Below are 21,925 nucleotides of genomic sequence, written 5' to 3'. Positions count from 1 at the left end.
TCGGTCGGCGCGGGTCGACACTGCCGTCATGACCGTGAAGACGGCAGGTGAAGTTGCTGCTCAGGCCCCCCGCCAACCGACCGGCGACGGCCGTGGGCCGCTGCTGCGCGGGATCGTCACGATGACCGCAAGCGCGGCGAGCAGCCAGGTCGGGGCGGCCGTGGGAGCGCACGCGTTCGCCACCCTCGGGCCCGCCGGGGTCGCCGCCGTGCGGCAGTTCGTCGCGGCGTCGGTGCTACTGCCGACCGTACGCCCGAACCTGCGTCGCTTCACCTGGGCCCAATGGTGGCCGACCCTGCTGCTCGGGCTGGTCTTCGCCACGATGAACCTCAGCCTCTACACCGCGATCGACCGGATCGGGCTCGGCCTGGCCGTCACCCTGGAGTTCCTCGGCCCGCTCGCCGTCGCCCTGGCCGGTTCCCGAACCCGGCTCGACCTGCTCTGCGCGGCGGGCGCCTGCGTCGGCGTGTACGTCCTGGTCCTACCGGGCCCGGCCAGCGACCACCTCGGAGTGGGGCTCGGCCTGCTCGCGGCGGCGTGCTGGGCGGCGTACATCCTGCTCAACCGGCTCGTCGGGGCCCGCCTGCCGGGGTTGCAGGCACCGGCAGCGGCGACCCTGGTGTCCGCGCTGCTCTACCTGCCGGTCGCGGCCATCCTGCTCGCGCAGGGACGACTGGCCGGCACCGCGATCCTCTACGCCGTCGGTGCGGGCATCCTCAGCTCGGTGGTGCCCTACGCCGCCGACCTGGTCGCGCTGCGTACCGTGCCGGCCCGCTTCTTCGGCGTGTTCATGAGCATCCACCCGGTACTGGCCGCGCTCGCCGGCCTCGTCCTCCTCGGCCAGGTCCTGGAACCACACGAGTGGCTCGGCATCGCCATCATCGTGACGGCCAACGCCCTGGCCGTCCAGACCGCGCATGCCGCTCGGCCTCGCCGTCGTGGCGGTGGCCGCCCGGCGCTGTCCGGGCAGGTCAGCGCCGATGTCGACCCGTTCCGTGCGAACATGTGTTCGTGTCGCGCGAGGCCCGCATCCTGCACGCCGACCTGGACGCGTTCTACGCGTCGGTCGAGCAGCGCGACGACCCGCGCCTGCGGGGCCGGCCGGTGATCGTCGGCGGCGGCGTGGTCCTGGCGTGCAGCTACGAGGCGAAGGCCCGGGGCGTACGCAGCGCGATGGGCGGCCGGCAGGCCCGCCGGCTCTGCCCGGAGGCCGTCGTCGTGCCGCCGAGGATGGCGGCCTACACGGCGGCCAGCCGCGCCGTGTTCGAGATCTTCCGGCAGACCACCCCGGTCGTCGAGGGCCTCTCCATCGACGAGGCGTTCCTCGACGTCGGCGGCCTGCGGAGGCTGGTCGGGCCGCCCGCCGACATCGCCGCCCGGCTGCGTCGGGAGGTGCGCGCGCGGGTCGGCCTGCCGATCACCGTCGGCGTGGCCCGGACGAAATTCCTCGCCAAGGTGGCCAGCGGCGTCGCGAAGCCCGACGGCCTGCTGGTCGTGCCGCCGGACGAGGAACTGGCCTTCCTGCACCCACTGCCGGTGGAGCGCCTGTGGGGTGTCGGCCCGGTGACCGCGGGAAAGCTGCGCGAGCGGGGCATCCGCACCGTCGGGCAGGTCGCCCGGCTCGGCGAGGCGACGCTGGTCTCGCTGCTCGGCGCGGGGGCCGGCCGGCACCTGCACGCCCTGGCGCACAACCGCGACCCCCGGCCGGTGCAGGTCGGCCGCCGGCGTGGGTCGATGGGCGCGCAGCACGCCCTGGGTCCCGTCCCACACTCCCCCGCCGAGTTGGAGGCGATTCTCGCCGGCCTGGTCGACCGGGTGACCCGGCGGATGCGGGCGGCGGCGCGGGCGGGGCGGACGGTGACGCTGCGACTGCGGTTCGGCGACTACACCCGCGCGACCCGCTCGCACACGGTGGCCAAGGCGACCGCCGACACGACGCCGCTGCTCGGCGCGGCGCGGGCGCTGCTGCGGGTGGCGCTGCCGGAGATCGAGCGGCGCGGCGTGACGCTGATCGGCGTGTCGGTGGGCAACCTGGACGACTCCCCCGTGCAGCCGCCGCTGCCGTTCGACCGCGACCCGGGGGCGGACCTGGACGCGGCGGTGGACGCGGTGCGCGACCGGTTCGGGTCGGCGGCGCTCACCCGGGCGGCGCTGCTGGGCCGCGAGCCGGGCCTGGAGATGCCGCTGCTGCCGGACTGATCGATGGCGGCGGAGCAAGCAGTCGTCGTGACGGTGGTCCCCGATGTCGCCGGTGACCGCCGTCGTCGTCTCGCATCTGGCCGAGGCGAGGCGGCGACACCCGGCAACCGGTCACCCGTTCATCGCCGTGACATGCGCTTCCGCCGCGGCGATCCCACCGCTCATCGCATGCGCATTGCGGTCGATGAATATTGATCGCTAGGCATGACCCACGCCGATCCGGCGGACCCGACCTACCCGACCTGCTGGAGGTCCGAGTCATGCCCCGTCCACCCCGTTCCTGGCGTAGACGCGACACGCGCCGTGCCGCCATCGCCGCAGTAGGCCTCCTCCTGTCCACCGTCGCAGTGGTGCTCGGGCAGCCGCCTGCCGCCGGCGCCGCACCCGATCCTGTCAGCTCCAGGCCGGTCGACGGCACCTCGTGCGCCGCCAACGTCGACGGCATGGCCGACTTCACTCCCGTCCTCGCGCTGGACCTGCCCGAACGGGCCAGCTGGTTGAACCAGACGCCGCCGTACGCCTTCGACCGCACCGCCGAGGTGGCCGCCGGCTTCGACCGGGTCGGATACTGCCTGGAACTGGCTACTCCGGCGGGCCCGCAGTGGGTGTGGACGGCGATGGCGCCGTTCACCACCGACGCCGGCCGGCTCGGCCTGCCGACCCGCGCCGGGGAGATCATCCGACAGCGGGTCAGCGACCTGGAGGTCGCCTCGAACGTCCCGGGCGTCACCACCGGCACCGACCTGGCCGGTCACGTGGAGATGTGGCCCCACACCTACAGCAGCGGAGGGTCCCGCCAGATCGCCGGTGCCTCGCCGAGCGTCTACGACGCCGACGACACCGTCAACCCGTCCGGCGGGTACGGGTCCTTCCAGGTGCACCAGGTCGGCGCCACCCGCCCGTCGTCCGTGACGCCCCGCACGGTGCTCGCGGTCAACACCTTCACCTCCTCCGGGGCGCCGCTCTCGCTCGGCATCGGCCCCGCGCCCAGCGGGCACCCGGACTGGACCTTCGCGGGGAACGCGGGCACCTTCACGCAGCGCCGGCTCACCGTGTACGCCCGGCCAGCCGTGCTCGCCCTCGACCGGCACCCGCAGGACCGCCAGCTGTATCCACGGGACGCCTCGAACGCGGCAACGGTGCCCGTGTCCGGGACGGTCACCGATCCGCGGGTCAAGGCGGTACAGCTGACGGTGACAAGCGGCGAGGACGAGTGGACCTACACCACGGCGGTCACCGACCGGCGCGACTTCTCCTTCAGCCCCCGCATCGACGCCGCGCTACGCGAGTACCGGTTCGAGCTACGCGCGCTCGGTGCCGGCGTCACCCGCCGGGCCGGCCTGTGGGAGGGCGTCCTGGCCGGGGACGTCTACGTCATCCAGGGCCAGTCCAACGCCGTCTCCGCCGTGTACCGGGGTTCGTCCGCCGGCGAGGAGTCGCCGTTCATCCGCAGCTACGGCTCACCCACCGCGGATCCGGTGCTGTCCGCGGCGGAACGCAGCTGGAACTACGCCGCCAGCGAGGTCACCAACCAGCCCGGTTCCGTCGGCCAGTGGGGCATTCGTATGGCCCGCCGGATCGTCGACACCTACGGTGTCCCGGTCGCCCTCGTCAACGGTGGCCACGGCGGCCGACCCATCTCGTTCTTCCAACGCGACGACGCCGACCCCGACGCCATCAGCACCAACTACGGACGGCTGCGGCAACGACTGGTCGCCGCCGGAGTCCAGGCCGACGTGCGCGGTCTGCTCTGGTATCAGGGCGAGTCCGACAACGACAACGCCGCCGTCCACGTCTCCGGGTTCACCGCGCTGCTCACCGACTGGCGCAGCGAGATCGGCACCCGCGCCGGCGACGGCGCCCGGTACTTCGTCTACCAGGTCCGCACGTCCCCCTGCGGCAACAGCACCACGGGAGCGCTGCGGGAGGCGCAGCGGCAGATGGGTGACACGCTCGGCGTCACCCTGCTGTCCACGAACGGCCTGTCCGGCCACGACGGGTGCCACTACGCCTGGGAACAGGGCTACCGGGAGATGGGCGACCACACGTTCGCCGTGGTGGCCCGCGACCTCTACCACGGCCCCAGCGAAGGTGTGGCACCACCCAACCCGCGTAGCGCGACGTTCTCCAACCCGGCACGAACGGAGGTGACGGTGCAGCTGCGCAGCGACGACCCGCTGGTCGTCGACCCCGGTGTCGCCGCCGACTTCCGGATCAACGGCAGCACGGCGACGGTCACCGACGTCGAATACCGGGCGGGCGGTCGGCTGGTGCTGACGCTCTCCGCGCCGGCCGACGGGGCGACCGGGGTGAGTTACCTGAGCCACCTGCGCGCCGGCCCGTGGATCGTCAACGCGACGGGCAGCGGCCTGCTCACCTTCCACAACCTGCCGATCGCCTGACCGGCAGCCGGCAGCCGACAGCCGGCAGTACGGAAACGGCGCGGACCACCGAGGCGGTCCGCGCCGTTCCGGCTCCACGGCAAGGGCGCGGCGGGAGCATCGGTACCGGTCGGAGGGCCGTCAGCCGGCCGGCAGCACGGCGGTGCCCTGGCGGTAGTTCCTGCCGTTGCCGTCCGGGTGGTAGTTGTTCTCGACGTTGCCCGCCGAGTCCACCGAGAACCAGTGGACCGTGGTGCCCGCCGGGACGGTCAGCGTCTCCCCGCCCTCGCGGACGCCGGCAGAGCCGTAGAGGGTCGACGCGTACGTCGGGGCGGCCCCGTCGAGGGTGTAGAAGACGGCCGCCGGCTCGCTCGTGGAGAACGTCACGGTCACCATGCCCGGCGTCGAACTCGGCGCGACCGCCAGCGTGCTGCGCGGCCGGCTGTTGTCCTTGGCGAAGTCACGGGCCACCCGCATCAGCTCGACGAGGCCGTTGGCGAACTCCATGGTCTCGTCGTGCGCCTCGTCCCACTCCGGCTGGAACGAGGTGCCGACCTCGAAGTTCCAGGCGTAGATGCCGTACTTGTACCAGAGCATGTCCCCGGAGTTGCCGGCCGCCGAGTAGAGCACGTCGGAGATCGGGCCGGTGCGCGCCGGGGTGACCGCCATGTTGCGGTGCCGCTTGATGGCGGCCAGGATCCGCGACGACGCGCCCCAGAACGCCGACTCCTCGGCCAGGGTCGGCCGCGGCGCGGAGACCCGGTCGGGCAGCGCGTACGCCCCCGGCGACCACATGAAGTAGTTGCCCGACGAGTGCAGGTTCATCGAGAACCTGATGTTCGGGCGGGCGGCCAGCCAGTCGACGTTGCGGTTCTCCGGCTCGGACAGCTCGCTCGGGCCGGCGTAGGTGCCGCTGGTGCAGCTCGACGACGCGCCGGAGTAGCCGTCGAAGAGGCTGTACTCGGTGTAGTTGCGGTTGTTGTCCACGCCCCACGAGTTGCGGGCCAGGAAGTCGGCGGCCCCGGTCGACGGGCAGTGGTTGGTCATGTTCTTGCGTTGGGAGTTGAAGTCGTAGAACGAGTAGTGCCCGCCGTCGGGGTTGACCGACGGGGCGATCCAGATGTCGAGGTTGTCCAGCAGCTGCTTGGTCTGGCCGTCGTGGGCGTAGTTGCGCAGCAGCCGTTCGGCCGTCTCGACGGTGACCAGCGGCGGCACCCACTCGCGAGCGTGCTCCTGGGCGTAGGCGAGCACGCCGAGCTTCGAGCCGTCGCGGTGCTTGCCGATCCGGATCGCGTACACCGGGTGCGGGTCGCGGGAGACGCTGGCGGGCGCGCTGAGGCCGTCGCTGAGCGGGGTCCGCGGCGCCGGCGCGACCACGCCGGTGCCCGGGCTGCCCCGATAGGTGTACGCCCGCAGCAGCGCCCCGGCGCCGGCGTTGAGCGCCGCGACGACCTGGGCGGCGGTGCTGGTCACCACGCCCGCGCCGTCGGTGCCCAGGGTGACCCGTACCGCGGAGCCGGTGACGGTCACCGACAGCGGCGTGTTCGCCGCGCCCGGGTCGGCGAGCTCCACGGAGATGGCGTTGCCGCCCTCGTGGCCCCAGGCGAGGGAGTCCACCGCGACGCGGCTGGCGGTGGCGGTACCGAGCACCGCCTGCGCGTGCCGCCGGTAGCCGTTGGTCTTGTAGGGCAGCTCCACAACCTCGGCGAGCTGCGGGAACTCGGCGGCCAGCTGGTGGATCCGCGCGTACAGCTCGGTGGGCGTCAGGTAGCTGGTGACGAAGTCCTTCTGGTATCCCGGGCCCTCGGGGCCGGTGCCCGGGGTCGGCAGCCACTCCCGCACCTGCGCGACGGCCACGTCACCGGTCGGGCTGGTGATCCGGATACGGTCGGGGCGGCTGGTCACCGTGGCGGCGCCCCGGTGGTACAGGTAGACGCCGGCGTCGACGAACCGGGAGATGGTCTGCGTCCCGCCGGAGCCGAACTCGGTGCCGGGGCCGCTGTCCCGCTCGACGGTGAGGGGGGTCGCGGCCGTCTGACCCTGCGCCCACTTCGCCTCGACGGAGAGGATCTGGCTGGTGCCGGAGGTGTACCAGTCCGCCCGGATGATCTTGACGTCGGAGACGTCCGGGGCGGTCGGGTCGGCCGCGGCGGCGGCGAACTGCCGGTTCTCGGCCACGTGGCCGGCGATGGTCGCCTCGCGTTCCGCCACCCGCTCCCGGGCGTCGGCGGGCCGGTGCAGCACCTTGCCGAGCGTGAAGCCGGCCTCGGTCAGCGCCGCCGCCTCGCCGGCCGTGACGACCGCGTGCGCGACGACGCCGTTCTCGGTGTGGGCGACGTGGTGGTCGAGGTCGACGCCGGTGGCGACGAGGGCGTCCAGCTGTGCGGTGCCGGCGAGCAGCACCTCGACGACGTTCGCCTCCTCGTCGCCGACCCGGACCAGGTCGACGGCGGGGGCGGCGGACGGTGCGGTGGCCGAGGCCGGGCTGACCAGCAGCACCACGGCCACGGCCCCGGCCAACACGGCGGGAAGGGGAAGGCGGCGTCGCCACCGGGGACCTAGGGGATCACGCATCTGTCGACCCTTCTGTTCGTCGGCACGGGTGACCGAACGAGATGGCCGAGGGGCCCGCCCGGGGTACGCGGCTCCGCCCCGTCGGTCGCGCGCCACGCCTGCGGCGCCACGACACGGTGGAAGGAAGGTGGTGGTGCTGTCCGGTTGCGGCGGACCGACGCTGGCCGCATCGCCGAGCTGCGGAAACGTCGTCAGGCTGAGAGACGGGAGGCTGCTCCGGTGACGGTCGGTGGACTGCGCCAATCCTCAGCGCGCCCAAAGTGATCTGTCAATACCTCCGGTGAGCCCCCGGGGATTCGCCTCGGCGGCCCGGGGCACCACTGATCCCCGGGCACCCGAGCGGTCCCACCGCCGGGTGGTCTCCGGCGGTGGGACCGGTTTCTCGCTGGCCTGCCGAGCGGCCCCTGGCATACGGGTCACGCGGCCGGGCCGGTCAGGGTCCACCGGTGGATCCGGGCTGAGAGCAGCTCAGCCGCAGTTGCCCCAGCTGTACCGGCCGGCGCCCTGCCAACTGGTGCCGTACAGGACCTCGCCGCTGTACATCACGCACTTGTCACGGGCAGAGCGTTGGATCGCGGCGTAGTACTTGAAGTTTCCGGAGTCGTAGACCCAGGAACCACCCTCCACCCGGATCCCGGCGGAAACCCCGGTCGTCGAGCCGACAGCCACCCGCTTGAGGGTGGCGACACAGTTGTACGCGGTGGCGCTGTTGTACATCAGGTAGACGTCGCCCACCTTGGTGCCATCCGGCGCGTAGATCGACCGGTGGCCGTCACCGGCGTACGCCCACGAGCCACCGAAGTCGTTGTTGCACGCCTGCGCCGCGGTGAACGGATTCGTCGCGGCCTGAGCGGGCGAAGCGAGCCCCACCGCCGCAACAGTGGCGGCGATGATCGAAATGGTCAGTCGTCGCGCTGGTCCACGCACACAGTCCCCCAAATGCTCCGGCGCCGATATCGCGCATGAGCCGCCATGGTCCCACAGTGGATCATCACCACGATCCGGGGCGGCGCGGGCAGCCGGGACCGCTGGTGCAGGCGCCGGAGACGGTGGAGCACGGTGTTGACGGTCGCGCCCTGCACCGCGCCAGTCCTGCCGGCAACGCGAGGTGATATCCGTTTTGCACTGGTGAGACCATGCGGGCGTGAACAAGATCCCCACGCTGTTCCGCCGCGACCCGGACGACCGCAAGCGCGTCCTGCCCGAGGCAGACCCTGCCTGCCAGTGGGTCCTCGACGGCGAGGGAACGCCGACGCGCAAGTACGACGGCACCTGCGTCATGCTCGACGAGGACGGCACCTGGTGGGCACGGCGCGAGGTGCGGCCCGGCCGGACGCGACCGCCCGGCTACCGGCCGGTGATGACGGACGAGGTCACGGGCAAGACGGTGGGGTGGGAGCCGATCGCGCAGTCGCCGTACGCGCGGTACCACGCCGAGGCTCTCGCCGCCGCGCCCGAGCGGCGCCGCGCCGGCACCTACGAGCTGATCGGCCCGAAGATCAACGGGAACCCCGAGGGCGTACGGGGTCACGAACTCGTACCGCACGGCGACGCGGATAGGCTGGACGTGCCGCGCGACCTGGTCGGCCTGCGTAACTGGCTGCTGGCGCACCCTCAGTACGAGGGCATCGTCTGGCACCATCCGGACGGCCGGAGGGCAAAGCTGAAGCACCGCGACTTCGCCTGAGCCGGCGGTTGTACGTCTTCACGCGCTGCTGCCCGCGAGGCAGCGGCGCCGTGGGGAACACACGCCAAAGCGGCCCCCGGTGCCCTGCCCCCTCTCAGTCCTCGACGTCGGGTGACTCCGGCGACGGCAACGGCAGTTCGACGGCGGCGACCGCTCCCACCCGCACGGCGGAGTGCGCCGGCGGCAGCTTGTCCGCTCGCAGCGAGCGGCTGTGCACCCTGCCCCGGCCAGTCGGGTCCGGTCGCCGGCTCACCTCGCAGGTCACCATCCGGATCGGCGGAGGCGGTGCCGTGAACCGGCCGGCACCCCAGCGCACCCACAGCGGGACCCGCCCCGCGTCAGCTTCGGCGAGCAGCTTCTCCCACGTGCGGCGGCGCGTACCGTGATCGACCTCGACGACGACCGGCGGGCCGTCCGGGCGGGCACAGGCCACGTCGAGCACCGACTGCTGTGCGGACATCGGCGGCGGCAGCGGCAGCACGCTGAACGCCCGCCGGTAGACCCGCCAGCCCCGCTGTTCCGCCCAGTCGACCACCGCATCGATCAGCCGGGCGGTGACCTGGTCCGTCGTCAGGTCGGTGAAAGAGACCGCGTCGAGCCGGTCAGCCAGCGACGCCGCCAACCGCTCCCCGTCCTCACCGACCACCACCGCCGCAGGGTAACCGCGCAACCGGCCGTCCGCGCCGGCGGGGCCGCACGAGAACAGGCGCGAGGACGGCGGCGCCGGGGTGTGACCGCCGGTCACGATCGCCGGCGCGCCCGGAATCCGATGCCCGACCCGCCGAACGACCGACACGGTGGCGCCACGGCCGAGCCGTGCGCCGCGCAGGCACCCAGGAGACGCTGTCAACCGAAGCGGATGCCCGGCAAATCGATGTGTGGGCGGGTCAGCGACGCGCCACTGCGACTCGAACCAGTCCCCAGACGCGTGGATGATGGCGGCTGTGAGCCACGTGCACTCCATACCGGTGCGGGTCCCTCCTGAGCCGTGCGAGACGATCGCCAGCCTCCCGCATCCGCGACTGCGGCCGTATGTCGTGGGTTACGCGGGCTTCCGTTCAGGTTCGGGGGCAGCCGTACGGCACCGGGTCCTGCCGATGAACCTCGCCACGATGATCGTCGACTTCGCCGGGCCGAGCAGGGTGGTCACCGGGCCCCGAAGTGACCCCGTCGTCTACGAGCAGACCGCGTGGGGGGACGGCGTCTCGATCGGCCTGACGCCGGCCGGAGTGACCGCACTCCTCGGCGTGCCGATGCGGGAGGTGGCCGGCGGCACCTTCCGGCTGGCGGACATCCTCGGCCACCGCGAGGCGGAGTTGGCCGAGCGACTCGGGGAGGCACCGGACCGGCCGGCGTGGTTCGCGTTGCTGGACGACTTCCTGACCGCTCGGCTTGCCGCGGAGACCGGGCCGGACGGGCTGACGATGCGTGCCTGGCGGCGACTCCAGCAATCGGCGGATCGGCTCCGGATCAGCGCGTTGGCCGACGAGCTCGGCGTCAGCCGGCGCACCCTCGAGCTCCGGTTCCAGCGACAGATCGGCCTGTCCCCCGGAACTGTCGCCAGGATCGCTCGGTTTCAGCGCGCCCTGCGCATGCTCACCCGGTCCGCCGGCCTGCCACGGACGGCGGTCGACTGCGGCTACGCCGACCAGCCGCACTTCAACCGTGAGGTACGCGCCATGTCCGGCCTGACCCCGACCGAGCTGTGCGCATTCTTTCAATACCGCGAGCTCTCCCCCGGCTAGCGTCCCCGGCATGAGGCTCACCGGCAAGACCGCACTCGTCACCGGCGGTTCGCGGGGAATCGGCCGGGCGATCGTGCATCGACTCGCCCGCGAAGGCGCGACGGTCGTGTTCACGTACAAGGAGAACAAGGCGGCAGCCGACGACCTCGTCAGCCAACTCGCCGGCACGATCGCCGTCCGCGCCGACCAGGAGGACCTCACCACCATCCCGGCGATGTTCCAGCCGGTTCGCGACGGCTTGGACATCCTCGTCAACAACGCCGCTGTCAACCCCCGAGCGCTGATCGCGGACATCACCGAGGACGAGTTCGACCGAGTGTTGACGGTCAACACCAAGTTCCCCGTGCTGGCCATGCGCGAAGCGGCGCCGGTGCTGCGCGACCAGGGCCGCATCATCAACATCTCCACCCTCAACACGGTGGTGCCGGCGCCCGGCCACTCCCTCTACTGCGCCAGCAAAGCCGCGCTCGAACAGTTCACAGCGGTCGCCGCCCGAGAGTTCGGCGCCCGTGGCATCACCGTCAACACGATCTCGCCCGGCGCGACCGACACCGACCTGCTGCGCGCCGCCAACCCTTCGGAGGCGCTGGCCCAGACCGCCGCCCTCACCGCGTTGCAACGGCTCGGCCAGCCCGACGACATCGCGGCCGTGGTCGCCTTCCTCGCCGGGTCCGACGCCCGGTGGATCACCGGTCAGAACATCCGTGCGACGGGCGGGCTGCTCGTCTGAGCTCGACGCCGACGCGGAGCCCTGCCAGGGGTGGTTGTTTGGTGCCCGCCGGAAAACCCGGTGAACGTCTGTGGACACCGCACTACCCTCGTCCGGGTGATCGCTGATCTGCCCGCGTTCGAGTTCGCCTTCCCTGGCCCGCTGCGCGACAAGCTGGTCGCCGCCGTACTCGACGGGACGAAGACCACCACCACCGGTCTGCTCCAGGACTACGAGATCGACGGCGAGCCGCTGCCGGTGGTGGGCACCCGAGCGGCGGTGATCGACTCCGCCGGCCGCCGGGTCGCAGTGATCGAAGTGACCGACGTGCGTGTCAGCCGACTTGGCGACGTCGATTTCGACCACGCTCGCGACGAAGGCGAAGGGGACGACTCGGTTGCGGCCTGGCGAGCCGGGCACGAGGACTACTGGCACGGGACGGACTACCGGGGCTGGCTGGGCAGACCGGACTTCACCGTGAACGACGACACGCCGGTCGTGCTGGAGCGGTTCCGCCTCGTTGCGAAGCTCTGAGCTGTACCGCATCCAGTTCGATCAGCCGGTTCCGGCTGCGGCTCCCCCGCGACCGCCATGCACACCCGGGCGTACACGCCGTCGACCAGCAGCGCTCCGGCTGTCGCCGGCCAGAGAGCGAAGAGCGCGCCCGCGAACCAGCCGGCGAGCGGAGACCAGAACACCGCACGGCGGGACACGGCGATTCTGTCAGCGACTGTCTACTGTGAGCGATCCGCCGTCCGTGCCCCCGATGCCTGGCCGACAGCACGCGCGGGCAGGCCGACGCCGCCCGGCTCCGATCACCGCCACCGCTATGACGTCCAGACAGGTGTGGAGCGGGGGCCGCCCGCCACCTGACCGCACGCCCGCCGGTCGGATGTTCTCCCGGCCGGTGCCGGGAGGTTAGGCTTCGGCGCATGTCGAGGTGGCGATGGCAGGGCCGTCCGGCGAACATCGCCCTGGTGCTCGTGGTCGGCCTGGTGGCCCTCGTCGGCCTGGTGGTGCAGTCGCGTGGCATCGACACCGCCGCTGAACGGGCGGCGCTGCTGGCCGTGCTGGCCTCTTCCGGCGCGCTGTACGTCCGCCGCCGCCATCCGGTCGCGGTGGGCGTGGTGGCGCTGGCCGCCGTCGGCGCGTACGGAGTGTTGCTGCACCGGCCCGGGCCGATCATGCTGGTGTTCGTCGTGGCGCTCTACACCGTCGTCGACGAGGGGCACCTCGCGGTCGCCATCGGGCTCGGTCTCGCCTCGGTGCTCGCCTTCGCCGTCGCGGACAGCTACAACAGGACAGCGAACAGCGCGAACGGGGCGACGCTGCTGCACGCCGGCTGGCTCGTCGCGGTCATCGTCGGCGTGACCCGCAACCGCCGGGCCTACCTCGCCGAGGGACAGGCCCGGGCGCTCGCCGCCGAGCAGCGGATGGAGGAGGAGGCCCGGCGCCGGGCCACCGAGGAGCGGCTGCGCATCGCCCGCGAGCTGCACGACGTGCTCGGGCACCACCTCTCGCTGATCAACGTGCAGGCCAGCGCCGCGCTGCACCGGCCGGACCCCACCCGGTCCGCGCAGGCCCTGACCGCGATCAAACAGACGAGCAAGGAGACGCTGCGCGAGTTGCGTACGACTCTCGGGATCCTGCGGCAGGAGGGCGAGGCGCCGACCGCGCCCACACCCGGTCTGAATCGCCTGTACGAGCTGGTCACGGCGGCCGGCCGGTCCGGATTGGAGATCCGCACCGAGCTGACCGAAACCCGGCCGCTACCACCGGAGGTCGACCTGGCGGCGTACCGGATCGTCCAGGAGGCGCTCACGAACGTGACCCGGCACGCGGGCGCGGCCGCCGCGGTGATCCGAGTCCGGCCCGACCACGACGGCGTGCTGGTGGAGGTCGAGGACGACGGCACCGGCGCACCGGGCCCGCCCGGCAACGGGATCCTCGGCATGGGCGAGCGGGCCCAGACGTTGGGCGGTTCGCTGAGCACGGGCCCCGGGCCGGACGGCGGCTTCCGGGTGCGCGCCCGCCTCCCGCTGCGGCCCGACCCGGTGCCGGCGGGAGCGCCGGCGCGGCGATCGGAACCGGGGGGCGCGGCGTGATCCGGGTGCTGCTCGCCGACGACCAGACCCTGGTACGCGCGGGGTTCCGGTCCATCCTTGACGGCGAGGACGGCATCGAGGTGGTCGGCGAGGCCGCCGACGGCGCCGAGGCGGTGCGGCTCGCCCGGCAGCTGCGGCCGGACGTCGTCCTCATGGACGTCCGGATGCCCGTGCTGGACGGCCTGGCCGCCACCCGGGAGATCGCCGCGAGCTCCGATGTCCGCGTGGTCATCCTGACCACCTTCGACCTGGACGACTACGTCTACGGCGCGCTGCGGGCCGGCGCGAGCGGCTTCCTGGTCAAGGACACCGAGCCGGCGGAGCTGATCCACGGAGTGCGGGTGGTGGCGCGCGGTGACGCACTCATCGCGCCGTCGATCACCCGCCGGCTGATCTCCGAGTTCACCGCCCGGGCCACGCATCCGGACCCGGGGCCGCGGCTGAGCGCGCTCACCGAACGGGAGCGTGAGGTGATGGCGCTGGTCGCCGCCGGCCTGTCCAACGACGAGATCGCGGCGCGGCTGGTGCTGAGCCCGGCCACCGCGAAGACGCACGTCAGCCGGATCATGACCAAGGCCCAGGTCCGGGACCGGGCCCAGTTGGTGATCCTCGCGTACGAGTCCGGCCTGACCGTCCCCGGCTGGCTCGCCCGCTCCTGACAACAACCTCCCGGGCACGCCGGGCGCCTGGCGGTGCGGCTCGTCGGATCTGCCTGCGGGGCGAGTGTGCGGTTGCGCCGGTACGGGGAGACAACCGCAGCGGTACGACGCCCGGAGCGCGTACAACCCGGGTGGTAGGCCCATCGGCAACTCCGGCATGACGACCCGGAGCCACGCTGGTACGTACGCTGCCGCCTGTACCCGTCACGCGACCGAAGGAATCCTCGATGTCCATCCGCCACATGTTTGCCGCCGCCGCAGCCGCCCTGCTCGGGGCGTTCGGACTTGCCGCACCGGCGGCCGCGCACGTCTCGGCCCAGCCGGCCGCGGCCAGTGTCTACACCATGAGCGCCGGGCGAATCGGGGCCAGCGTGGCCGCCGTGCTGGGGCTGATCGGCGTGATCGTCGGCGGGCTCGCTCTGGCCCGCCCCTCCAGTCGCATCGGCATCGGCAACGGGCGCGGCGGAGCCACCGCGGCCCTGGTGGCGGGGCTGATCGGCATCGCCCTCGGTGGACTGGTCGTGGCGACCTCCGACAGTGGCATCGGCACCGGCAACGGGCGCGGCGGAGCCTACGTGGCCCTGGTGGTGGGGCTGATCAGCAGCGTCCTCGGTGGGCTGGCTCTGGCCCGCACCCGCCGCACCGGCTGACCCGGCCCCGAGCCGCCGCCGGGTGCCCCCGCCCGGTTCCGGCGGTCGGCTTCCGGCGGCTGCCTACGGTGACAAAACGGCAGGCTACCCGCCTCTGAGCAGTGCAAACATGGAGCCGCCGGCCCTTTTGCCATGTGGCCGCGGCAGGGAATCGGCCACCGAGGCCACCGGCTTCAGTGCCCGGGCATGCTCGCAGTCACCGCGACGTGCTTTTCTCCAATCGCACCGTACCCGCCTCTGCGACGATTACCGTACGTTAACGTGACTGACTTTCGGGTTACCGCCTTGACGCTCAGCGCGCTCCTGGTTCTGCCCGCTGGCGCGCTCGTCGTGACACCAACGCCGGCGGTAGCCACGCCGTACGTGCCATGCCCCGCCGTGAAGCCGTCGGTTCCTCCGCCCGCCATGCCGTCTCCGCCACCGGTTGACCCCGCTCAGCGGGCGGTCGGGGGGCAGGCGCTGGCGACGCCCGGACTGGCCATCCCTGCAGATGCGCCGAAAGCTCCGGCAGTGACCGCCACCGCGTGGCTCGTGGCGGACCTCAACAGCGGTGAGGTCCTGGGTGGGTGCGGCCCCCACGAGCACCGAACGCCAGCCAGCGTGCAGAAGCTGCTGCTCGCGGCGTCCCTGATGCCCCGCCTCGATCCGGCCGACGTCGTTCAGGTGACCCGGGCGGATCTGCGCGATCTCGATCCGGCGAGTTCGCTGATGGGGGTGGTCGAGGGCGGCCGGTACTCGATCGAGAGCTTGTGGCTGGGGCTTCTCCTCAAGTCGGGGAACGACGCGGCCAACGTGCTGGCTCGCGTCGGCGGCGGCGCCGCCGGCAGGCAGGGCGGAGTCGACGCGATGAACGACGAGGCGCAGCGGCTGCGCGCGAACCAGACACACGCCGCAACGCCCTCCGGCTTGGACGGCCCCGGCCAGTACACCAGCGCGTACGACCTCGCGCTGATCGCGCGAACCGTCTTCGCCCGCGAGGACTTCCGGCGCTACATCGCCACCGAGGTGGCACAGATACCGGCACGGCCGGAGAACCCGGCAATCGAGATCACCCATGACCAGACGCTGCTGGGCCACTACCCCGGGACGCTCGGAGGAAAGACGGGCTTCACCGACCTGGCTCGGCAGACGTACGTCGGCGTAGCCGAACGCAACGGGCGACGGCTCGCGGTGACCCTGCTCGGGGCGGAGACCGCGCCGCTGGGGAGTCTGGGTGAGGCGGCAGCGCTGCTCGACTGGGGCTTCGCTCTTCCTGCCGGCGCGTCCGTCGGCCACCTGGTCGCACCCGAGGAAAAGCAGCACGACCGCCCCGTGGTCCCCGTCAAGGGCGAGCAACACGGCGGGGCCGGGGAATCGTCGTCCCTGTCCGTGCCCGCCGGCCTCGGCCTCGGCGCCGCCCTCGTGCTAACCGTCCTGATCCTGGCGGCCCCACGGCGGCGCAATGACGCGCGGGGTGAAGGCGGCCAACGGTAGGGAGTCCAAGCCCGCGCATCCGCACGGGCCCATGGCAACGTTGATCTCCGATGACCGCCACCACCAACAGGCTCCGGGTGCATCCCCGGCCGGGCGTCTTGCCCCGACCAGGCATGATCCCACCCATGACGATCAACAGCGCCGGCCACTCCGGGAGCCAGGGGCCCTGCCGCTGCCGTAACTCGGCCGCCTGCCACGCCATGGGCCACTGCCACAGCCAGGTCGGCTCCCGTCGTCAGGGACCCGGCTGCAAGGGCCGCAAGGGGGCCCTGGACTCCTGTGGCGACGACCCTTGCAGCAGCCCGGGCTGCTGCGACCTCGGGCTCTACTCCACCCTGCTCACCCTGGGCGCCGCCGTGGCGGGCGTCGCCGGTGGCCGGGCACCCGCCCGTGAGGGCCGATCGGCCGGCAATCGGCCGGGAACCCTGGACCGGGCCGGTCTCGCCGCGATCCGCGGCTACCGCCGCTGGCTGTCGCACCGCTGGCCGGGGCAGTGCCGGTACACCCCGACCTGCAGCGCGTACGGACTCGCCGCCGTCGACCGCTACGGGCTGGCCGTCGGCGGGCGGCTCGCGGCCGCCCGGCTGCGCCGTTGCCGGCCGGAGGTGCCGGTCGGAACCGCCGACCCGCTGCCCTGATCCGAGGCCGCCGGGTGAGCAGTTTGTGGTGCACACAGACACCACCCGGCCAGCCGGGCCGCTCCGGGCGGCCGGCGGCTGCCAGCTTCCCCGTCTCCGCCGGCCCACACGACGCCGCCCACACCCAACCCCACGGCGGCTTGGCCTGGTCACGCGGTTGGTGGAGCAGGTCCGAGGGGCCGGTATGCGGCTGACCGGCGATGGCGGCCGGCGGCAGCAGCCCACGAAGCCCGGCCGCCACCAGCCGCCACGGGGCTCGGACAGGGCCATTCGTTGGTTCTTCGATGCCGGAATGCTGCCGTCGAACGCCGACGGACCGGCGATGCTCCCTCTCTTGGGGCCTGTTGTTACCGCCGGCGGCGTGTTCTCATACCGAGACGACGATGTCTGTGAGCTGGTCGGGGCGACCCTCGTTCGTCCCGCTCCACGACCCCATCCCCCATGCGTGAAAGGTGCAACGATGCACAGGAGACTGACGTTCCAACTGGCAGTCCTGACCGCTACCGCGGCGACGTTCCTGGCGGCCGGTGGGGCCTCCGCGGCGGTGGGCACGGCAGGGTCCGTGACCGCCTCCGCGGGTGTCGCGGAGTGTGAGCCGGGGGCCGAGGGGCACAGCGCGGCACGGGTCGCCGAGGGCGCCACCGCGCAGGAGCCGGAGCTGTACTCCAAGAACGAGGCGAACGCCTACGGCGTGATCAAGGATTCGCCGCGCCTGCCCAACGGCAGCGTCACCGTGCCCACGGTCTTCCACATGATCTCCGACCACCCCCTCAGCGCGGCCGAGACGAACAGGTGGAACACCCTGATCGCGGCGCAGATGACGGTGCTCAACGATTCGTTCGCGGGCCGCACCGCGGCGAACGCCTCCGACACGCCGTTCCGGTTCTCGCTCGTCGACACGACGTGGACGGTGAACAGCGACTGGTACACGGTCGTGCCGGGCAAGAACGAGCGGGACATGAAGCGTGCCCTGTACACCGGCGACTCCCGCACCCTGAACGTGTACGCGGCGAACATCGGCGGCGGACTCCTCGGCTGGGCGTACTTCCCGAAGGGTTACAACAACGGCCGCGACTACATCGACGGCGTGGTGATGCTCGACGAGTCGATGCCGGGCGGCACGGCGGGCAAGTACGCCCTGGGTGACACGCTGACGCACGAGGTCGGGCACTGGCTGATGCTGGAGCACACCTTCGCGCACGGGTGCTCCGCTGCCGGCGACTACGTCGCGGACACCCCGCGGGAGGCGGCGCCGCAGTTCAACTGCCCGGTGGGCGCGGACACCTGCACGGCACCCGGGCTGGACCCGATCCACAACTTCATGGACTACACGCAGGACGCCTGCATGAACATGTTCACCCCGGGCCAGGCGGACCGGATGAGCGACGCCTGGGTGGCATTCCGGGCCGGCGGCGTCAAGTAACCACGCACGTGTCGGGGGTTGGCGGGCCGCGGTCAGCTGCTCGTCAACCCCTCCGTGTCGGCAAGGCACGGGCGGTCACGGCGCCGGGCGGCTGCGGTCCCTTCCAAGCCGGAGGCCACACGACGACGTCGCCATCCGCCCATCAGGTAGGCACACTGTCCGTCGAACGGGCGGACCGGCCGGGCGAGCTGGATTCGGTCAGGCTGACCTGCCATGATGCCGCGCATGTCACTGCGCCGCCGTACCGTGCTCGGCGCCGGCCTGGTGGCCGCCGCCACCCTCGCCGGCTGTCGCGAGGTGGTCCGTTCGGCCACCGCCGACCCCACCTCCGTGCCGAGCCCGTCGGCCGCGTCGCCGCGACCGGCAACGCGACGGGATGCGGCTCCGAGGGCCGCAGCGCCAGCCACCACCGGCAACCCCGTCACGTTCGCCGACCGCAGGCTGCTCCGCGAGCTCGACCGCCACCTCGTCCCGACCAGCGCCAACCCCGAACACCCGGCGTACGCGGGCGCGATCGCGCTCTGCCAGGTGAACGGCACCACCACGGCGCGGGCGTGGGTCGGCAAGGCGCTGCGCTACGACGCGGGCCCGGTGCTGCTGCCCGAGTCCAAGCAGGTCGCGATGCGGCCCGACTCGATCTTCGACCTCGCCTCGATCACCAAGGTCTACACCGCGATCCTCGCGCTGCAACAGGTCGACAAGGGACGGATCGATCTCGACGCGCCCGTGGCCGAATACCTCCCGGGCTTCACGGGCACGGGCAAGACCAGGGTCACCGTCGCCATGCTGCTGGCACACACCAGCGGGCTACCCGTCGGAGCCAAGGTCGCCGGCCTGCCCGACGACGCGGCCCGCCGGGCGGCGGTCCTCGCCACTCCCCTGGTCAGCGACGCAAGCCCCGGCACGGTCTTCCGCTACTCCAGCGTCGGCCTGATGGTCCTCGCGTTCCTGGTCGAAAAGGTCACCGGACAGCGGCTCGACCAAGCCCTCAAGACCGGGCTGACCGGGCCACTCGGCCTGAAGGACACCGGATTCAACCCCAAGACCTGGCTCAGCGCCTCAGATCAGGCGAGCCGACTCGTCGCCACAGACGCGCGCTCCTCCCGGGGGCTGCTCCGCGGCGTGGTACACGACGACGTCGCCAACCACATGGGAGGAATCGCCGGCCACGCCGGCATCTTCAGCACCGCCGCCGAGGTAGCCGTCATCGGGCAGCTGCTGCTCAACGGCGGCATCCACAACGGCACCCGGATCCTCTCCGAAGAGATCACCCGGCAGATGCTCACCAACGTGAACACCGGCCTGCCCGCCGTCGACCCGGAACGACCCCACCGCAGCTCCGCGCACGGCCTCGGCGTCGTGCTCGACCAGCCCTGGTTCATGGGCAGGCTCAGCGGCCCCCGCACCTTCGGGCACACCGGCTTCACCGGCACCTCCCTGGTGGTCCACCCGGACCGCCGGATGGTCCTGGTCCTCCTGACAAACCGCGCCCACCCGAACTGGAGCTGGGCGAACCCGGACCCGGTCCGCGTGGCCGTCGCCAACGCCGTCTCCGCCACCGCGACTCCGCGTTAGGTGGCCCGACAACCAACGGCCACGGCTTGCCGTCAACGTCGAAGATCCGGCATTGCCTGACGGCACGCCGCAACCCGCCCTGGTGGCAGGTAGGCGTCGCCCAACAGGCTTCGGCGTTCTTGACGCCTTTCATCCGGCTGTCTAGCGTCGGTTGCCATGACCCGGCCCAAGTTTCTGCCGCTGCTCACCGCCCTGATCATCACCGTGACCGCGGCGGCCCTGCCCGGCAGAGCCGCGTCCGCCGATCTCGCGGGATCGGCGAGCGGACCGGGGGCGGTCATGCTGATCGGCGGTGCTCTCGCCGACGACAACAGCGCCGTCTACGGGGAGTTCGTCCGGCAGGCCGGTGGCTCCGGAGCGCGTATCGGCGTGCTGAGCGCGTCCTCGGCGTCGCCGCACTGGGCCGCCAACCAGGTGGGCAAGGTCCTCGAGCGGTACGGGGCGGCGGAGGTGACCTGGATCCCGGTGAGCGTGAAGAAGAAGGGCAGCGGCGACGACGCGGCGAACGCCGCGCTGGCCGCGTCGATGACCGGTTTCTTCTTCGCCGGTGGCGACCAGTTCCGCTACGTGGAGTCGATGATCCACGCCGACGGCTCCGACGGGGCGGTACTCGCCGCGATCCGGCAACGCTTCCAGGCCGGCGCGCCGGTCGCGGGCACCAGTGCCGGCATGCAGATCTTCGCCGGCCCCGACATGATCACCGGCGGGTCGAGCTACTACGGGATCCGCGACGGCGCCCGCACCGGCTACTACGACACCGACGAGATCCTCGGTTACTGGCCCGCCGGTGGCTTCAATTTCTTCACCTCCGGCCTCGTCGACACCCACTTCGACGCGCGCGGCCGCAACGGGCGGTCGCTCCGGCTCGCCGCCGACACCGGGCACGACCGGGTGTACGGGGTGGGTGAGAACACCGCGCTGGTGGTCACCGGAGCGGGCACGGCGAGCGAGACCGCGCGGGTCGTCGGCACGAACGGGGTGTCGATCCTCGACCTGCGCTCGGCTCAGGTCGGCGCAGTCGGCGGGCACTGGTCGATCAGCGGTGTCCGGTGGAGTTACCTCACCGACGGCGACAGCTACGATCCCGGCCGGTGGCAGGTCACGAAGGGCGCGACGAGCGTGCCGGCCTCGCCGCACGACCGCGCGGCGGCACCGCCGTCGACCGACGTGTTCGGCTCGTACGCGCTGCGCGACGCCGCCCTCGACCTCGCCGACGCCGGGCGGTCCACCGCGACGACCGGCACGACTGCGGAAAGTGGTCCGCGTTTCGTGGTCGGGTTGACCAAGGGCGCCTCGTTCCTCGCGTACACCGCCGGCGGGGCCGGCCCCGCGTCCTTCACCGACCTGACGGTGTCGATCCAGGTTGGCTGAGCCACCGGGTTCCACTGGCCGAGGAACGACCCCGACCGGTCGATCTCTCCCTGAAGGCTGCGCGCGACTCGTGGCATGTGCGGGCGCTCACCGGCCGAGGGCGACAAGCTCCTCGCCGCTGATCACGAAGCACCCGAACATGTCGCTGAGGGCAGCACGTTGGTGGTTCGTCAGCGGGTTCACGAAGACCACGACGCCGACCCTCGCGGCCCGGCACGCCTGCGCGATTTCGCGCGCTCTGCCGGCGCTGAGCAGCGTCCGCCGCGAGAACGGCTCGGTCATCTTGGCCGCACCGCCGTGCGAGACACCCCGCCGCTGGACGTGCCGGCTCGCTACCCGCCCGCCGTGTGCCTCCACCGCAGCCGCCAGCAGGTCGAGCTTGGGCCGGACTCATCGTCCTTCGCGGAGAACAGGCCTACGAGCGCCACGTCGGCGCCCGCCAGCACGGAGGCCGGTGGCCTGGTCGGATCTCGCCGCACGGGGCCATGATGCCAGGTTCCTGACGGCCTCTCCGAAGACCGGCCGGTGAGCCGAGAGGTACGCCGGTCAGCCAGCGCCGTAGACGGGCGCCGACGCGACCCGATCGAGACGATTTCGTCGAGCAGCATGCCCGCGTCGCCCGGTTTGCGCCCCATCCGGACACGCACCTGGGCGAGGGCTTCCAGCGCGTGCGAAACGCACCAGCGAGATCCGCCGCCTCGGGCACCGGATCCGCCGTTTGCCCGGTCGGACAGCC

The 21,925-nt window shown here is 72.2% G+C and carries 19 protein-coding genes; 15 read left to right on the top strand and 4 right to left on the bottom strand.

Going from position 1 to position 21,925, the window contains the following annotated elements; translation table 11 throughout:
• Positions 1-28: 28 nt before the first annotated feature.
• The 3 genes from ABT006_RS31805 (at position 29) to ABT006_RS31795 (ending at position 4,601) form a co-directional block, all read left to right on the top strand.
• Positions 29-1,108: an EamA family transporter gene (locus tag ABT006_RS31805; protein WP_350712174.1), complete on the top strand. Its 1,080-nt coding sequence runs from the start codon at positions 29-31 to the stop codon at positions 1,106-1,108.
• Positions 1,012-2,199, top strand: a complete 1,188-nt coding sequence (gene dinB, locus ABT006_RS31800) for a DNA polymerase IV (RefSeq protein ID WP_350712173.1) — start codon at positions 1,012-1,014, stop codon at positions 2,197-2,199. The genes ABT006_RS31805 and dinB overlap by 97 nt, the downstream gene beginning before the upstream one ends.
• A gap of 350 nt (positions 2,200-2,549) precedes the next feature.
• The gene (locus ABT006_RS31795) at positions 2,550-4,601 is read left to right on the top strand and encodes a sialate O-acetylesterase (protein ID WP_350712172.1); all 2,052 of its coding nucleotides are present in this window, start codon (positions 2,550-2,552) and stop codon (positions 4,599-4,601) included.
• 120 nt (positions 4,602-4,721) lie between these two features.
• Here ABT006_RS31795 and ABT006_RS31790 read toward each other — a convergent pair whose 3' ends face one another.
• Complete coding sequence (locus ABT006_RS31790) at positions 4,722-7,154, bottom strand: M14 family metallopeptidase (RefSeq protein ID WP_350712171.1); 2,433 nt, start codon at positions 7,152-7,154, stop codon at positions 4,722-4,724.
• Between the two features lie 468 nt (positions 7,155-7,622).
• On the bottom strand, positions 7,623-8,024 hold the full coding sequence (locus ABT006_RS31785; protein WP_350712170.1) for a hypothetical protein: 402 nt from the start codon (positions 8,022-8,024) through the stop codon (positions 7,623-7,625).
• Positions 8,025-8,298: 274 nt separating this feature from the next.
• Between ABT006_RS31785 and ABT006_RS31780 the strand changes: the two genes are divergently transcribed.
• Positions 8,299-8,841 carry an RNA ligase 1 family protein gene (locus tag ABT006_RS31780; protein WP_350712169.1) on the top strand — a complete coding sequence of 181 codons (543 nt, stop codon included), beginning with the start codon at positions 8,299-8,301 and terminating at the stop codon, positions 8,839-8,841.
• 94 nt (positions 8,842-8,935) lie between these two features.
• Here the strand turns inward: ABT006_RS31780 and ABT006_RS31775 are convergent, their stop codons facing one another.
• Positions 8,936-9,490 (bottom strand): hypothetical protein, encoded by a 555-nt coding sequence (locus ABT006_RS31775; RefSeq protein WP_350712168.1) that lies wholly within the window; start codon positions 9,488-9,490, stop codon positions 8,936-8,938.
• A 283-nt stretch (positions 9,491-9,773) separates the two neighbouring features.
• Here ABT006_RS31775 and ABT006_RS31770 point away from each other — a divergent pair, with 283 nt between their 5' ends.
• From ABT006_RS31770 to ABT006_RS31720, 11 genes are all read left to right on the top strand, one after another.
• Positions 9,774-10,586, top strand: coding sequence for an AraC family transcriptional regulator (locus ABT006_RS31770; RefSeq protein WP_350712167.1), 813 nt, complete (start codon positions 9,774-9,776; stop codon positions 10,584-10,586).
• A 10-nt stretch (positions 10,587-10,596) separates the two neighbouring features.
• Complete coding sequence (locus ABT006_RS31765) at positions 10,597-11,316, top strand: SDR family oxidoreductase (protein ID WP_350712166.1); 720 nt, start codon at positions 10,597-10,599, stop codon at positions 11,314-11,316.
• Positions 11,317-11,412: 96 nt separating this feature from the next.
• Positions 11,413-11,829, top strand: a complete 417-nt coding sequence (locus ABT006_RS31760) for an ASCH domain-containing protein (protein WP_350712165.1) — start codon at positions 11,413-11,415, stop codon at positions 11,827-11,829.
• 398 nt (positions 11,830-12,227) lie between these two features.
• Positions 12,228-13,400, top strand: a complete 1,173-nt coding sequence (locus ABT006_RS31755) for a sensor histidine kinase (protein ID WP_350712164.1) — start codon at positions 12,228-12,230, stop codon at positions 13,398-13,400.
• Positions 13,397-14,059 carry a response regulator gene (locus ABT006_RS31750; protein ID WP_350712163.1) on the top strand — a complete coding sequence of 221 codons (663 nt, stop codon included), beginning with the start codon at positions 13,397-13,399 and terminating at the stop codon, positions 14,057-14,059. The genes ABT006_RS31755 and ABT006_RS31750 overlap by 4 nt, the downstream gene beginning before the upstream one ends.
• Before the next feature lie 227 nt (positions 14,060-14,286).
• Entirely contained in the window at positions 14,287-14,709 is a 423-nt protein-coding gene (locus ABT006_RS31745) for a DUF6223 family protein (RefSeq protein WP_350712162.1), read from the top strand.
• A gap of 261 nt (positions 14,710-14,970) precedes the next feature.
• A complete protein-coding gene (locus tag ABT006_RS31740) occupies positions 14,971-16,182 on the top strand; it encodes a D-alanyl-D-alanine carboxypeptidase family protein (RefSeq protein ID WP_502891044.1) in 1,212 nt (403 codons plus the stop codon).
• A gap of 125 nt (positions 16,183-16,307) precedes the next feature.
• A complete protein-coding gene (gene yidD, locus ABT006_RS31735) occupies positions 16,308-16,820 on the top strand; it encodes a membrane protein insertion efficiency factor YidD (RefSeq protein ID WP_350712161.1) in 513 nt (170 codons plus the stop codon).
• A gap of 460 nt (positions 16,821-17,280) precedes the next feature.
• Entirely contained in the window at positions 17,281-18,243 is a 963-nt protein-coding gene (locus ABT006_RS31730) for a zinc metalloprotease (RefSeq protein ID WP_350712160.1), read from the top strand.
• Positions 18,244-18,468: 225 nt separating this feature from the next.
• Positions 18,469-19,818, top strand: coding sequence for a serine hydrolase domain-containing protein (locus tag ABT006_RS31725; protein ID WP_350712159.1), 1,350 nt, complete (start codon positions 18,469-18,471; stop codon positions 19,816-19,818).
• 156 nt (positions 19,819-19,974) lie between these two features.
• Positions 19,975-21,189, top strand: coding sequence for a cyanophycinase (locus ABT006_RS31720; RefSeq protein ID WP_350712158.1), 1,215 nt, complete (start codon positions 19,975-19,977; stop codon positions 21,187-21,189).
• An 87-nt stretch (positions 21,190-21,276) separates the two neighbouring features.
• Here ABT006_RS31720 and ABT006_RS31715 read toward each other — a convergent pair whose 3' ends face one another.
• Complete coding sequence (locus tag ABT006_RS31715; protein ID WP_350712157.1) at positions 21,277-21,471, bottom strand: HflX-like GTP-binding protein; 195 nt, start codon at positions 21,469-21,471, stop codon at positions 21,277-21,279.
• Positions 21,472-21,925: the final 454 nt, after the last annotated feature.

The sequence above is a fragment of the Micromonospora sp. NPDC002717 genome (assembly GCF_040295705.1).
Lineage (GTDB): Bacteria > Actinomycetota > Actinomycetes > Mycobacteriales > Micromonosporaceae > Micromonospora.
Note: the sequence above shows the minus strand (reverse complement) of the source record. Positions and strands in the feature narration are given on the sequence as shown.

Bases quoted from the DNA above. Each gene is read 5' to 3' on its own strand.
- ABT006_RS31805 (WP_350712174.1), top strand. From the start codon at position 29: ATGACCGTGAAGACGGCAGGTGAAGTTGCTGCTCAGGCCCCCCGCCAA.
- ABT006_RS31790 (WP_350712171.1), bottom strand. From the start codon at position 7,154: ATGCGTGATCCCCTAGGTCCCCGGTGGCGACGCCGCCTTCCCCTTCCC.
- ABT006_RS31770 (WP_350712167.1), top strand. From the start codon at position 9,774: ATGATGGCGGCTGTGAGCCACGTGCACTCCATACCGGTGCGGGTCCCT.
- ABT006_RS31765 (WP_350712166.1), top strand. From the start codon at position 10,597: ATGAGGCTCACCGGCAAGACCGCACTCGTCACCGGCGGTTCGCGGGGA.
- ABT006_RS31755 (WP_350712164.1), top strand. From the start codon at position 12,228: ATGTCGAGGTGGCGATGGCAGGGCCGTCCGGCGAACATCGCCCTGGTG.
- ABT006_RS31745 (WP_350712162.1), top strand. From the start codon at position 14,287: ATGTCCATCCGCCACATGTTTGCCGCCGCCGCAGCCGCCCTGCTCGGG.
- yidD (WP_350712161.1), top strand. From the start codon at position 16,308: ATGACGATCAACAGCGCCGGCCACTCCGGGAGCCAGGGGCCCTGCCGC.
- ABT006_RS31730 (WP_350712160.1), top strand. From the start codon at position 17,281: ATGCACAGGAGACTGACGTTCCAACTGGCAGTCCTGACCGCTACCGCG.
- ABT006_RS31725 (WP_350712159.1), top strand. From the start codon at position 18,469: ATGTCACTGCGCCGCCGTACCGTGCTCGGCGCCGGCCTGGTGGCCGCC.
- ABT006_RS31720 (WP_350712158.1), top strand. From the start codon at position 19,975: ATGACCCGGCCCAAGTTTCTGCCGCTGCTCACCGCCCTGATCATCACC.
- ABT006_RS31715 (WP_350712157.1), bottom strand. From the start codon at position 21,471: ATGACCGAGCCGTTCTCGCGGCGGACGCTGCTCAGCGCCGGCAGAGCG.